This is a genomic window from Vibrio sp. YIC-376, assembly GCF_052353105.1.
Classification (GTDB): domain Bacteria; phylum Pseudomonadota; class Gammaproteobacteria; order Enterobacterales; family Vibrionaceae; genus Vibrio.
Genome location: NZ_JBBWFK010000005.1, coordinates 97,187 through 110,727 on the forward strand (window position 1 = coordinate 97,187; position 13,541 = coordinate 110,727).

Consider the following 13,541-nt stretch of genomic DNA (forward strand, 5'->3'; position numbering starts at 1 on the left):
ACTAGACTTCGCTCATTATTTAATTCACGCTTTGAAATTATATTTACGCTTCTTTTCGCTTGTTCCAATTGGAACTGAACATGACACTATAAAAAGGTTTCCAATGTTTAAGAAACTGTCACTTAAAAACAAACTCGCGATTTCAGCGAGTACTGCCATTATAGTCGGGGGATTACTGGTAGAAGCACTTTCATTTAACGCTTCGCTAAGTCGCATGGATGAAGAGGTTGAGCAGCGCCTTGAGAGTACAACAGCATCTTATAATCAATACGTGGCTGACTGGTTACTATCAAAAGAGCGTGCGTTGACTTCTCTGTCTCAAGAGGTAGATAAAGCCGCAATCGTTACGCACCTAAAACAAATTAGTCACTCGGCTGCTTTCGACAACGTATTCTTGGCATATCCAGACGGTAGTCAAGTAAATGCGAATGGCGTTGTACTACCGCCAGGGAATAATGATCCGCGTAATTGGGGTTGGTACATCAATGCTGTCGCAGACCCAAACAAAGTCTTTATGGATAACCCAACAGTTGCCGCTGCTACTGGCGCAAACGTAGTTTCACTGGGTAAGGCGCTCAATCTACATGGTCAGCAAGTGGTGCTGGGTGCGGATGTAGAGATCACCGATATTCTTAACAACATGGACAAAGTGATCCTTCCAGGTGACGGCTACATGTTCATTGCTAATGAGAAGGGCAATATTTTTACCCATAAAGACACTAAGCTTCTTAACCAACCCGTTAGTCAGCTAGGGTTGGAATTCAAGACCATACAAAGCGCTTCACGCAGTGGTAATGATGAGTCTATTTCAATCGCAGGTGAAGAGTATGTTCTGTACGCTCAAAAAATTGATGGAACAGCACTAACAACAGTAACCATTCTCAACTATGGTTCTTTGGTTGCTCCGCTATTTGATGCGGTATGGAGCCAAGTGTTCGCAACAGCAATCGTGGTTGTTATTTGTACTCTGCTGTTCAACCTGCTGTGTAGCATCCTGTTTAGACCGTTAAACAACGTTTCTCAAGCGCTGGAGCAGATCGCCAATGGTAGCGGTGATCTTACTCAGCGTATTGAGGTGGAGAGTAGTGATGAAGTAGGGCGCCTGGCGAATAACTTCAATACATTTGTGGGTAGTCTGCAAAAATTGATTGGTCATATTCGTGAGCAAGCACACCTCATTAATGAGCAGTCAGACAATAACACGCATCGTTCGAACAACGCCGTTTCTGAGATCCATCAGCAGCAGCAGGAGATCACAATGGTCGCAACAGCGGTAACAGAGTTAGCGAGTGCTACCCGTGAAATCGCCTCTCATGCTGAACAAACTGCCAACGCGGCGCAGGATTCAACCGTGAGTACGAACAACGGTCAGTCTTTGGTTCAACGCACTATGGGTTCTATCAACAGTCTTGCGACGGAGCTTGGCGAAGCAAGTTCCGTTATCAGTGAGTTGGACCGCCACGCGCAAGAGATTTCTACCGTCCTTTCGACCATTCAAGGCATTGCAGAGCAAACAAACCTACTGGCTCTTAACGCGGCAATCGAAGCAGCACGCGCTGGTGAGCAAGGTCGCGGTTTTGCCGTGGTAGCGGATGAAGTTAGAGTACTGTCGCAGCGCACTCATGCGTCCACCGAAGAGATCAAAGCGACGATTGATACGCTTCAGCAAACTACAACACGAGCGGTGAGTTTAATGGATAGCAGCTCTAACTTGGCAAACACGTCGGTATCAGACGCAGACCAAGCAACGAATGCGTTGAGTGAAATTCATGAAGCGGTTTCGTTGATCAGTGATATGGCAACACAAATTGCAACAGCAGCGGAAGAGCAGACACACGTAACAGGTGAGATCACGCAAAACATCACCTCTATTAAAGATGTGGCCGATGAGCTTGTCATCAGTACCCAAGAAAGCTCGCAAGAGTCAACCAAGCTGAAACTACAAGCACAAGAACTAACGAACAAGGTGGCAACGTTTAAACTCTCGTAGTGATAGTCAGTATTAAAAAATTAAAAACGGCGAGGCATAGAGCCTCGCCGATTTTTTAACGGAGGTGTTGCTCCTGATGCGTATGAACAAACCCGTAAAAGAACATGGTATGAACCAGTAAAACAGGACTCCTAACTAACGGACTTTTCCATACCTGAAGTTAATATCTAGTCGTTTAATATGGACTCAACCATAAATGTGTCTGTGAGTCTTGCTTGAAACGGAAGTACCCCAACGCGTAAAGCTCCTCAGGTGAACTAAGGTGCTTTAAGAAAATTAACCAGCTCTAGTCAATTTCTACTAAAATAGCCAATCCTAGACCATCTGGGTCGGAGTCAGCATTAGCTGAAGTAGTGGTAAAAATTCCCAGACTGGCTGACTCATTAAAATACCCAGTCATCGTGAACGTCCCGTCATTATCAGTAACGGTTATCGTCGCTGCACCATTTGAGGCTACTGAAGAGTTCGCTGTGAGGCTTACTGATTCTTTCGTCGTCTCTAGAGTGCACCAAATGAAGGTAAATCAATCGTTGTGATAGAGCCAGTCAGAGTGGCGGAGGTTTCAGAGTTAAACTCCAGCTTAGTGGTAAAGTCAGAGTGTTATAACTCAAAGGCTGTATTGCTTAACATTGCAGCGTTAGTGAAGGTCAGTCGATAGGTACTCCCCGTTAGGACTGGGGTTTCTGACGGGAGTTTTACGGCTAAGGTACTATCAATTTCCATATCTGAGCCATGAATGCCGTAAGCATTATAAAACACTAAGTAGTTATAGTATGAGTTCACAAAGCCATCAGCCTCTTCTCCAACGACGGAGACTATATCGCCACTGCCATCAGTCACAATACTGAGTCCAAGTTCAGCCCCAAACTCTTCAGTAGAATAACCGCCGTACCGTGAGATATGTTGATGGGTAGTTGAGGAAACATCGACCGTAGAAGCACCAGAAAATGTTAAGACGTTGGTCTCCGATTCGACCTCCACGGAACCGTTATTTTCACTTAAAATAGGATCGTCAGTGCTTGTTACGATAATCTGCGTGTCTTCCTTCGCAACATAATAACGGCCATTAGACCGAAGGAGGATCTCCAAATGGCCCGATATACCATGGTTGACTGAGCATATTCATATCACTAGGAATAATCTTAAAACTGACTGCTGTTCTAGTCGAGAATAACCGAATGCAGTAATTAACTCTGTTTTACTGCCATTCCAGTACAGCCTAGTGTTAGGGGGAATAAGACTTAAGTATTACGCCTTTGATGGCATGGGGCGCACCGAAAAATAACGACGCCAAGCTTCGCATAGTCGTAGGTCTTCAATGTGAGATAAACTTATCGGCACCTCCTTCATTCCTTCCAACGAGGCTTGACCTCCGACTCTAACCCGACGAATGATATCTTGTTCGTAATCAATGGTAACTTGAATCAAAGATAAGGCCCCCATTGCGCGTCCTTGCTCTAAAGAGAACGTTAAGCTATCAGTGATACCATGCTTAACAAGATAACAACCTAAAGCCCCACTCGCACTGCCTGTAGCAGACTCCTCATTTATGCCATACAGCGGTGCAAAATTTCGGCATTGAGCAACGGTTGACTTCTCATTACAGAGTTCAAATACGTGGAAGCCGATAGTATTGAACTCTTGGCTTAGCTTAGATATCGCAGCAAAATTAGGCGTTAGGCTATCTAAACACCCATCTACTAAAGGAACGAAGACATCTGGTAGACCTGTCGAGATGATTTCAATGGGCAATCCCGTATTCGTAATAGCTTCGCTTTGAATACCAAGAGCATCCGCGATTTTCTCAACGCTAGGAGCGCGACGAAACTGAGGTTTGGTTTGATCCATTATAATAGATCCATCATCGATGGCTACATGGAGAATACCTGCTTTTGTTTGTTGTGTGTAACCACCTTGCTCAATGAACCCCTGCGAAGCCAAGACGAAAAATGCAGCCAAAGTTGCATGACCACAAAAGTCCACTTCTCCTTCAGCAGTAAAAAATTCCACTTTGAAATCAGTTTCATTATTGGCGTATACAAAGGCCGTTTCGGAAAAACCAACCCGTTGCGCGATATATGTTTTTTGTTCTGTACTGAGGGAGGGTGGGCCTAAAACAACGCCAGCAGGATTCCCTCCAGAGTCATCTTTGGTAAACGAATTAACCAGGTAGACGTTAATAACATGATCAACCGCATGTGTCGTATCAATGGTCACAGCTTCATTTCCTTAAAATTACCAAGTTCGATCTAAGTCTTGCGCGTAAAGCTTGATAGCTCGTTTGTACGTTAAAATTTCTTCTGAGCTTGTTGTGTCAACCAGAAGGTTCAACAACAGCTCAACCGCTTTTTTATGCTGTCCAAGGTTATACAAACACATTGCATAAAATGGCATCACCTCCTTTGCATTTGGGAAAAGAGCACGTGTTTTTTCAAACAAAGCGGCGGCATCATGATAGTTACCGAGACTTCTGTACGTACTAGCCAGTCCAAACAGAGCCTCAAAATGGTCGTGCTCATCGAGGTCACCAGCTAGTGCGGCGTTATAATGCTGAACCGCTTCTGACTCAAGCCCTTGATTATCATAAGACCATGCGATATGAAGGTGCGCTTGAGGTGCGATATCTTCGTTGCTAAGAAGGCGTGTCAATAATTTTCGGCTTCCCTCAAAATCACCGTTATTCCTTAACTCGATAGCCCGTTTAATATGCTCATTCATAGATTTCTCGTTTCCTTCCAGTCATTAAGTGGCCGCTTTTTACTATGTTTTAAAGTTTAAAGCTTGTAAAAAAACAGCACATAAGATTAGTGTGAGCATCGACGGTGTCAAATCAGGTGAACCATCACAAATTCATCATAGAAATGAGTAAATTGATTTATTAGCGACGATGAAATGAAGATGATTCTTCAATAAGACCATAATTTTTAGGTTTATGATTTATGGCGATTAAGGAGCAGGAATGGACGAATTGCAGGCTCGGATTTGTGAAGAGCTAAAAAACAAGTATAACCCACACACCATTATCCTATACGGATCATATGCACGAAATGAAGCGAACGAGTCTAGCGATATAGATGTTGCTTGCTTCTGTGATGATACGCAAGAGTGCAAAGATGCGAGAATGTTTCACGGTGTCTTTTTAGATGCGGTTGTGTATCCGACGGCTTACTTAGACTCGGTGCCAGAAGAAGCCCTTAGATTCGGTGATGGTGTTGTACTTTACGATGAGCGCGGACTTGGTGTCGAGTATCTCTCAAGAGTAAAGCAATGTTTAGAAGTGGGGAGAAAGCCTTTATCTGAAGATGACGTAGCGCATTTGAGAGAATGGGTAGAGAAAATGTTACTTCGAGCAAGCGCAGAAGATTTGGACGGCAACTATCGTCGAACATGGCTGCAATACGAGTTATTAAGCCTTTATTTTGAAGTGCGAGGTTTGTGGTTTCTTGGTTCAAAGAAAAGCTTCAATTATCTGAAGAGTCAAGATAAATCGACGTATGATTTATTTGTTCAGATGTATCATGAGCCTAACAATCTCGATGTATTAAGAAGATTAGCGGCGATTGTCATCAGAGTTTAATGGTCAATACTTGGGCTGTACGTCTAGTAATGGCGTTAACCTATACAATAAAGCTCAAGTAAGTGGTCAAGATGGAGAGTTCCCACGGCGTAGAGCTTGCTTTCACGTTGTAGGGTTAAGCCTAGATTAGAATGTTTTGCTGTAGAGTTATACGAATAATGGCTAAGGCGAACCGTTAAAGATAAAATTGGACTATCCCCCAGTATCCTTGACAATTTTCAGCCTCATTTTTAGGCTGATTCAAACGCCTCTGGGCTGACTCCTCCGAGGTGAATTAATTTTTTAAGCTATATGTCTTTAGGGGCTAGGTCTCTCCAGAACCTTTCTGGCACTGCAGCGATACTGAAAGTCGCGTACATTGTCTCTATCTTACCAGATTCATCCAGGATAATTTTGTCCCAGAACGGTGTATCGATTTGTGTTCCATCTTCTAACCACACTCTCAAAATGTCATCGAATGTGATTAAATTGTCCGAAACAAAAATCAAAAATGTCATTCATTACATGTTGATACTTAGGAAGGAGGTGATCAAATTGGCCCACAAATCCTATCCCTTGATCAACCCCTTTGAGCACGTAATGGGCAAAATACAGTGTAAATTTCTCAGAGTAAAAACGTTTTACGCCTTCAAAGTCTTTAGCGTCAATACACTTAAAAACCTCTTGTAGAAACACTGGCAGTTGCTCGGTTTGCTTTAACGTAATACCTGTAGTCATACTATTCTACGTAACTCTGAGCACCGGCCGATATAGAACGGGCACTCTCATTCAGTTTTGTTCGTTACGTTTTTTAATTTACAGTCGTAGGCCACTAAATGAAGGCCAACACCACGCGTTATGTATAGCCCTAAACTTGTGGTAAAGGGCTACGAGCTTAGCAAAATTTTATAAACTCAAATGCATATGTTTGACTTAAAAATCAATTTGAAGACGTGACCCAAGAACTAGTGGGTCATCAACTGATTTTACGCTCGATTGAAGCAGCTGAGCGTCAAAGGTAAGTTTAACTGCAGGAGTCAGGGCAACATTATAATAGGCTTCATACGCATTTTCAGATCTATCTATATTGATACCCAGTCGCTTCAAGTCTATACGTAAGTCTTTGGAAAAATGCGAGTTAGCCCATCCAATACCCCAGCTGTCGTCGTGTCGTGCAAACAGTCCTCCAGTACCGGCAATACCTAAACTGTAAAATTGGTCTATGGCAGAACGGTCTTTTGGTGCAGTGCCCCAGCGTGCAAAAATACCAAAGCCGACAGGCTGCATATCTGCTCTGGATGCACTGTTATCAACCCATAAATATTGAGACATATTAACAGCAACAGCCCAATTACCGGTCTTCTTATCTACGGGTATGATACCAGCAATCTCTTCGAACTCATGTTGTTCAGAAATGTGGAAATTAGTGGTGTCTTTATTGGTGTAACCAGCCATCATGAGATAACTTCCGGGTTTCCCGTCCCACTTAGGAGACCAAGAGAATTGTCCACCACCCGTCATTTCATCAATATCAAGGTCATCAAAGCCTGCTGAAGTTGCATTTGTACTGTTTGAGGTATAAATGAAACCGTACGCAACCTCTTCACTGTGTTGACGGAATAATCCCATACCCAAACTGGTATAAGGAACAAATGAGCCTAGGATTGCGTTATTAACTAAACCGGTATGCATGAATTGATTCCGCTCGTCATTGGCGAACATGTTCGTTTCCATGACGGACGTCCAGTTGATTTTACCGATCGTAAATGCCCAACCTGCTGGCAAGCCCTGCATTAAGTAAAACTCTGATAACGCGACATCACCCGGTTGTGTACCAGGCATCACGGCATCAAAGTTCGAAGGCAGTACCGAACCTGTACCACTGATGGAATTACCCCATGACCCTTCGATATGAGCAAAAATCAGACCGCCTGACCAAAGTTTAGCTCTTCCTGTATCTAAACCGAGATACACATCTGCGGAACCAACATATTTACTGCTGTCGCCATCACCAGAGGCTGCGCCGGAGAGAGTCTGTGTCAGCCCCCCTCCAACAAGCACCCCATGGTCTAACCATATATCCCTGTAGCCGCCAAAGTTCCCTGCGAGAAACTGTCTATCATAAATAGATCGCCCCGACTCATTAGGATCTAAGACGTTGCCATAATAGTTATTACCACGCATTAATAGTCCGTACATTGGTGGGACTGACTCTACGAAGGAAATGTAATCACTGGACTCTGTAGGTGTCTCAGCGAAGGCCATATTGATAGCACCGGACAGTACAATTGTCGAAATGAAGTAGTTCGTTTTCAAAGCATCTTCCTTTTACTTACATTACTATAATAATTAGAGCTTTAGTCAGCTTTATAACGCTGTCAAATATCGATAGTAAAATATTAATGGCCATGTTTGGGCTATACGGCCGGGTAAAAAATAATAGTTTTGAACCGATGACTAGCAGCCACGAAAGTGTTGAATTACTAAATTTAACCAAAAAATCATAGGATTATTGAGGTTTGTTGTATTTTTATATCATGAAAATGAAGCAAGAAGTGGCCTTAACTACTCAATCAGTGATAATTACAGTAAAAATCTAGATTTTTTGTTGAAAAACATAACGGTTATATTGATTTAAACTGATGGCGTTTTATTTTTTATGAATTGAAATAAGGACTTATATTCAATTGTCAGGCTTGTTCTCTATTTTTTTTTCGGATTTTTTAGGTTTGACGCATTACAAGGTTAATACGTTTTAAAACATAAGGTAATTTACACTACTTGTTTTCATTTAACCCAATTTAAATAACGTGAAGTTGGTCAAGGATACTGTTTTAAAAAACAAAATATCTTCAAAGCAATGAAATTTGAACTACGATTTTTCACATGGTTTAAACTTCTATTGAGTGGTGAATCCGCCTTTGAAATAGATTAGATGGCGAGTTTGAACGTTTATTTTGTTGAATATATCCCAACATGTACTTGAATAATACTTAAGTGATTAATTGTTAAATGAATTTAATGTAGGAACTGAACTGCAGGCACCTTATCCATAGTGGGTTTGGTACCATAGTGGGTTTGGTACGTGAGGCTGTGGTTTAAGTATTGGAGCATACTATGAAAAAAGAAATGAAAAGAATAGAGACACCCGATTGGCTAACGAGTCTGTTTAAGTCTATAGATGAGTTGGATTTTTCCGAAAATTCCGGCTTTTACGTGCTACGTGATTCGGTTGTGATGCAGTTTGGGCGTGAGGTCGTTGAAGGTATAGAAGACGCCAAAGAGTACTTCGTCAAATTAGACAGCCCCTACGATACGGTTCACTACGTGCATGATGTTTACCAAATAGGTGATAACACATTCGTCATGCATGGCAGTGCCACGATAGCCCCAAAAGACGGAAGCTCAGAAACGATAAAAGTGTCTCCGTTGATCAACATTCTTTGGTTAGACGAGAAAGGTCAAGTAGAGCGTTACGTTGTTGATTACCCACCGCATATTGAAGAGAAAAAGTAACCGATTAACTAATGGAGAGTAAACGGTATGAACAAGAACCAAGAGAAGATGTACGAAAGTATTGCAAGTGCGCTGGGGCTTACGACACCTTCAGATGCTATCGAAGTAGTGCAGACGCCGACTTACCTCAAGGAGAAACTTGCTACTTCTGATTACGCCACCGGTATTATTTCTGCGCTTGGTGCCAGCTTAATGGAAATCGGCGAGCTTAGAGGTTTACCTAAACAGAAAGCAACAGTCGATAGACGGCAAGCCACGTTCAGTTTGAACGACCCTTTATACCATTTTCTAAATGGCACTATCATTTTAGGCGGTGAAATTGAGGTCCCTGTCAACAGCATTCAACAGTCGAGAGACGGTAAATGGATGTGTTTGAATGGCGCCTATCCTCATCTGCGTGACGGCATTTTGAATTACTTTGATTGCGCAAACAATTATGAAAGTTTGACCAAGAATATTGCCAAGCATGACATGGCTCAAATTGAAGCTGATTTTGAAGAGCAGGGGCTGTGTGTTGCTCCGCTGATGACCAAAGATGAGTGGCAAGCGCACCCTCAAGGTAAAGCGATGGCTGAACATCCGGTGGTTTATTCTGAAAAATGGGGAGATGCGCCGGCTAAACCTCTACCAAAGGCTGTCCATCGGCCACTGGATGGTTTGAAAGTTATCGATGTAACCCATGTGGTTGCAGGCCCTTGGTCTACAAGACAACTTTCTGAATACGGAGCAGAGGTGATATCCATTCGTCATCCTGCTTTTCCATTCCTTTATCCTGTGATTTTTGAAGAAAGTTACGGTAAAAAACAAATCCAACTCGATCTTAAACACGAACCGCATAAGGACAAATTTGCAGAACTCATCAAGGGTGCGGACGCCTTGGTTTGGGGGTATGGTCCTGAGTCTTTAGAACGTTTAGGTTTTGATAAGGAAGCGCTTCTGAAACTTAATCCAAACCTAGTTATTGTACAGGTGTCGTCGTATGGCCCGACAGGGCCTTGGAAAAAACGCAAAGGTTGGGAACAGCTGGCTCAGACTTGCACTGGCATGGTCGATATCGCCTCTCAAGACCGAGACCAGTATCATTTGGTTGGTGCTTTACCATTGGATTTTGGTACTGGATTCCTCGCGGCTATAGCGGTTGTTGCGGGACTGATTAAGCGTGAGAAGGAAGGTGGCGGTTGGTACTATGAAGCTATGCTTGCTCGCTCTGCTATGGAACTATTGTCTCTCACTTACGAAGAAGAAGAAGCGGTTCCAATCTCAATGGATGATATGCACGAATACCTAGTCGATCAAGCCAGTGAGTTTGGCGCTGTTTTTACGCGAATCAAGCCTTACGTAACTTTATCTAGAACGCCAGGCTATTGCTTTACTGGCCCATCTATCATGGGGGCACACGACCCGGTGACAACAACATGGACAGGCGATTACATCGGCGACGGCACGGTTACCCATGAACCTTCGAAAATCGTAAAACGTGGTCTGTTTGGGTTTAGGCCGGGTTTCGGGCATGAAGATTTGATGCTCAAAGAATAAATGCTTTGTATCACACCTTGGTGATGTTAGTGGTGACTGGGCTAGCATCACCTCATTTCTGTTTTGATGGTCGAGGGGCCTATGAGTGAAAAACCGCTCGAGATTGAGCTAGGGGAGCGTATCACCTCATCTACCGTTGGCGCACTGTGGAGTGAAACTAACGCTCTATTAAAAGCAAATCCAAATAGACCAGTTGTCGTTAATGCCAGCAAACTAAAATTTATAGACATTTCAGGTATCGCCTTTATATCCGACTTACAAAGCCGACCAAGACAACCTGAGGCGGGCATAACTATCAGTGGATTGGACCCGAAACTCGCTGACCTCGTTCCGTCTCATAGTTCAGAAAGCAATGTGAATACTGATAGACAACCAGATGACTTTTTTGAAACTGTCGGTAAAGCAACAAAAGATGTTTTAATTTACGTTAGCTCGGTCGTTAGATTTCTAAAAGATTGCGTGCATGTGCTGAGGGTTGGTTTTACAGGGCGAAAGAGGCTCAATTGGGCAACTGTGTCAAGTTTATCAACACGCGCAGGTGCTGACGCGGTTCCTATCATATTGTTAATTGGCTTTTTAATGGGCGTTATTATTGCCTTTGAAATAGGTTTGATCGCAAGTCAGTTTGGTGCGGTTCTGTTTGTTGCCGATGGCATCGGTATATCGATGTTCCGCGAGTTAGGCCCACTAATGACAGCGATTGTTTTTTCTGGTCGTACCGGGGCTGCGTTTGCCGCAGAGATAGGTACCCAGAAGGTGAATGAAGAAGTTAATGCTCTACGGACATTTGGTATAAGCCCGGTCGAGTTTTTGGTGATACCACGCATCTATGCTTCCGTTATCGTGCTTCCGTTGTTGACCGTTTTAGCGAACGTTATTGGTGTATTTGGTGGTGCTCTGGTACTCCTAAAATTCGATATCGGGTTTGTTCAATATTACAACGAAATTTTAAAAGCACTTTCGGTGTGGGATTTAACCTATGGACTCATCAAAGCGGCGGTTTTTGGTTTTATTATCGCTGTTATTGGATGTGAACGTGGCCTATCTACAGGCGCTGGAGCCACTTCAGTTGGCATGTCTGCTACTAGTGCAGTGGTGAGCAGCATCATTTGGATTGTTGTTCTTGACGGATTTTTTGCCGTACTCATGAGTTGAGAGGTGCGAATGAAAGCAAAGAAAAGTAGCCAAGTTTCAGATGAAGCGATTGCTGTGACTCATTTAAAAATGGGCTATGGCAACAAAATTCTTTTAGAAAACGCATCATTTAGCGTTAATAAACGAGAAATACTGGTGATTTTAGGCGGTTCTGGCTGTGGTAAATCAAGCTTGATGAAGCACATTATCGGTTTGTATGAGCCGATGTCCGGAGACATAACAATAAACGGAAAGAGTATTGTTAACGCAGCCAAGCATGATAAATCTGATATTCAACGTGAATTGGGCGTGATGTATCAAAGTGGTGCATTGTTTGGTTCGCTTAACATATTAGAAAACGTCCGCTTTCCTTTAGATGAGTTCACCGACCTCGGACTTGAAGAGAAAAATAAGATCTCTCTCACCTTACTTGAACTATTAGAAATGGGGCATGCACAGAATCTGATGCCGAGTCAGTTATCAGGGGGTATGCTTAAGCGAGCTGGTATTGCGAGGGCCATGGCCATAGGCGCAAATATACTCATTTTGGATGAGCCTTCAGCGGGACTCGATCCGATAACGGCCGCCAACTTAGACCAAACCATAAGAAACTTAAGAGACAACTTAGGGTACACGTTTGTTATTGTGACGCATGAGTTGCAGAGCATATTTGCCATTGCTGATAGGGCAATAATGTTAGACCCGGTCTCCAAAAGTATTATTGCTGAAGGCTGTCCTAATTCATTACGCGATGAGAGCAAAGATCCACGAGTTCGTCAGTTCTTTAACCGTCAATCAGATGTTGAACACAGAGTAAGTGAGCATAGCGATGGATGATTCAAAAAGTAATTTTCGTTTGGGGTTATTTGTAGTTTCGACGCTGATATGTTTGTTCATCATTTTGTTCATCTTAGGTGGGCAATCGATGTTCAAGCCCAAACTTATGGTTGAGACTTATTTCGATAGTTCCGTCTCGGGCCTTGCTGTAGGCTCCCCAGTCCGTTATCGAGGGATCCCTGTTGGCGAAGTCGTGGCGATTGAACTGTCCGATACACTCTATGAAAACAGTGTAGAGAGGGAATCAAGAAAGTCTTATGTTGTGGTACGTAGTGAGATAACCGGACCGAAGCGAGCGATTAAGGAGTGGAATCGCAACATAGAGGTATATGTTGACAGAGGCTTGCGAGCGCAAACTCAACTAGCAGGCATTACAGGGCAGCAATTTCTCTCTTTTGACTATGTTTCCTCAACTGAGAATCTTTCCTTTGATTGGACTCCTGAAGTGCCCTATATCCCTTCCACCAGAAGTTCTGCGGGTAAAATTGTGTCAGGTGTGAACAAACTCATTGAAACGTTAGATGAGGCAAACATCCAACGTCTGAGCGAAAACTTAAACGCACTAGTTGTCAATATAGACAAAAGCCTTAAAGCAATGGATGTCAGCAATATGTCGCAAGAGCTGACGAGTTTAGTCGTTAATGTAAATAAATTAGTCAAAGATATTGATGACTTAGTGGCAAGCTCAGACGTTAGAAATTCCATCACTTCGATTTCAAACGTGACGTCAAAGCTTGACAAGTCGTTGGGCGATAAAGGAGAGATATCCCAATTAATACAAGACATGGACCGAGTCGCGCAAAGGCTAGATGTGATGATGGATGATAATCAATATGACATTAACTATATGATTAAAGATTTGAGAGCGACGGCTGAGAATTTGAAAAACTTCTCGGGAACGCTGAAAAATCAACCATCAAGTATCATATTTAGCACAGAGCCTGAAAAGTTAAAAATCAATAAAGAGTAGAT

At 43.0% G+C, this 13,541-nt stretch carries 12 protein-coding genes; 7 read left to right on the forward strand and 5 right to left on the reverse strand.

The window, feature by feature from the left end; genetic code table 11:
- Window positions 1-103: 103 nt before the first annotated feature.
- Complete coding sequence (locus tag WJM94_RS11210; protein WP_444494297.1) at window positions 104-1,990, forward strand: methyl-accepting chemotaxis protein; 1,887 nt, start codon at window positions 104-106, stop codon at window positions 1,988-1,990.
- A 600-nt stretch (window positions 1,991-2,590) separates the two neighbouring features.
- On the opposite strand, the gene WJM94_RS11215 is transcribed toward WJM94_RS11210, so the two are convergent.
- The 3 genes from WJM94_RS11215 to WJM94_RS11225 form a co-directional block, all read right to left on the reverse strand.
- Window positions 2,591-2,971, reverse strand: coding sequence for a hypothetical protein (locus tag WJM94_RS11215; RefSeq protein ID WP_444494298.1), 381 nt, complete (start codon window positions 2,969-2,971; stop codon window positions 2,591-2,593).
- 267 nt (window positions 2,972-3,238) lie between these two features.
- Complete coding sequence (locus tag WJM94_RS11220; protein ID WP_444494299.1) at window positions 3,239-4,207, reverse strand: PhzF family phenazine biosynthesis protein; 969 nt, start codon at window positions 4,205-4,207, stop codon at window positions 3,239-3,241.
- Between the two features lie 18 nt (window positions 4,208-4,225).
- Window positions 4,226-4,708 carry a tetratricopeptide repeat protein gene (locus WJM94_RS11225; protein ID WP_444494300.1) on the reverse strand — a complete coding sequence of 161 codons (483 nt, stop codon included), beginning with the start codon at window positions 4,706-4,708 and terminating at the stop codon, window positions 4,226-4,228.
- 241 nt (window positions 4,709-4,949) lie between these two features.
- Between WJM94_RS11225 and WJM94_RS11230 the strand changes: the two genes are divergently transcribed.
- Complete coding sequence (locus tag WJM94_RS11230) at window positions 4,950-5,567, forward strand: nucleotidyltransferase domain-containing protein (RefSeq protein WP_239958595.1); 618 nt, start codon at window positions 4,950-4,952, stop codon at window positions 5,565-5,567.
- A 287-nt stretch (window positions 5,568-5,854) separates the two neighbouring features.
- Here WJM94_RS11230 and WJM94_RS11235 read toward each other — a convergent pair whose 3' ends face one another.
- Together WJM94_RS11235 and WJM94_RS11240 are read right to left on the reverse strand one after the other, a co-directional pair.
- Window positions 5,855-6,064 carry a hypothetical protein gene (locus WJM94_RS11235; RefSeq protein WP_444494301.1) on the reverse strand — a complete coding sequence of 70 codons (210 nt, stop codon included), beginning with the start codon at window positions 6,062-6,064 and terminating at the stop codon, window positions 5,855-5,857.
- Between the two features lie 415 nt (window positions 6,065-6,479).
- Window positions 6,480-7,862, reverse strand: a complete 1,383-nt coding sequence (locus WJM94_RS11240) for a carbohydrate porin (protein WP_444494302.1) — start codon at window positions 7,860-7,862, stop codon at window positions 6,480-6,482.
- Between the two features lie 801 nt (window positions 7,863-8,663).
- Here WJM94_RS11240 and WJM94_RS11245 point away from each other — a divergent pair.
- The 5 genes from WJM94_RS11245 to WJM94_RS11265 all read left to right on the forward strand — a co-directional run bounded on the left by WJM94_RS11245 (window position 8,664) and on the right by WJM94_RS11265 (window position 13,539).
- On the forward strand, window positions 8,664-9,062 hold the full coding sequence (locus WJM94_RS11245; protein WP_444494303.1) for a hypothetical protein: 399 nt from the start codon (window positions 8,664-8,666) through the stop codon (window positions 9,060-9,062).
- A gap of 27 nt (window positions 9,063-9,089) precedes the next feature.
- Window positions 9,090-10,598 (forward strand): CoA transferase, encoded by a 1,509-nt coding sequence (locus WJM94_RS11250; protein ID WP_444494304.1) that lies wholly within the window; start codon window positions 9,090-9,092, stop codon window positions 10,596-10,598.
- A gap of 81 nt (window positions 10,599-10,679) precedes the next feature.
- Entirely contained in the window at window positions 10,680-11,753 is a 1,074-nt protein-coding gene (locus tag WJM94_RS11255; protein WP_444494305.1) for an ABC transporter permease, read from the forward strand.
- 9 nt (window positions 11,754-11,762) lie between these two features.
- Window positions 11,763-12,569, forward strand: coding sequence for an ABC transporter ATP-binding protein (locus WJM94_RS11260; protein ID WP_444494306.1), 807 nt, complete (start codon window positions 11,763-11,765; stop codon window positions 12,567-12,569).
- Window positions 12,562-13,539: an MlaD family protein gene (locus tag WJM94_RS11265; protein ID WP_444494307.1), complete on the forward strand. Its 978-nt coding sequence runs from the start codon at window positions 12,562-12,564 to the stop codon at window positions 13,537-13,539. The genes WJM94_RS11260 and WJM94_RS11265 overlap by 8 nt, the downstream gene beginning before the upstream one ends.
- Window positions 13,540-13,541 lie beyond the last annotated feature (2 nt).

What these genes read in the sequence shown, in the direction of transcription:
- WJM94_RS11265 (WP_444494307.1), top strand. Translation starts at nt 12,562, where the DNA reads ATGGATGATTCAAAAAGTAATTTTCGTTTGGGGTTATTTGTAGTTTCG.
- WJM94_RS11250 (WP_444494304.1), top strand. Translation starts at nt 9,090, where the DNA reads ATGAACAAGAACCAAGAGAAGATGTACGAAAGTATTGCAAGTGCGCTG.
- WJM94_RS11225 (WP_444494300.1), bottom strand. Translation starts at nt 4,708, where the DNA reads ATGAATGAGCATATTAAACGGGCTATCGAGTTAAGGAATAACGGTGAT.
- WJM94_RS11255 (WP_444494305.1), top strand. Translation starts at nt 10,680, where the DNA reads ATGAGTGAAAAACCGCTCGAGATTGAGCTAGGGGAGCGTATCACCTCA.
- WJM94_RS11230 (WP_239958595.1), top strand. Translation starts at nt 4,950, where the DNA reads ATGGACGAATTGCAGGCTCGGATTTGTGAAGAGCTAAAAAACAAGTAT.
- WJM94_RS11260 (WP_444494306.1), top strand. Translation starts at nt 11,763, where the DNA reads ATGAAAGCAAAGAAAAGTAGCCAAGTTTCAGATGAAGCGATTGCTGTG.
- WJM94_RS11245 (WP_444494303.1), top strand. Translation starts at nt 8,664, where the DNA reads ATGAAAAAAGAAATGAAAAGAATAGAGACACCCGATTGGCTAACGAGT.
- WJM94_RS11210 (WP_444494297.1), top strand. Translation starts at nt 104, where the DNA reads ATGTTTAAGAAACTGTCACTTAAAAACAAACTCGCGATTTCAGCGAGT.
- WJM94_RS11235 (WP_444494301.1), bottom strand. Translation starts at nt 6,064, where the DNA reads ATGACATTTTTGATTTTTGTTTCGGACAATTTAATCACATTCGATGAC.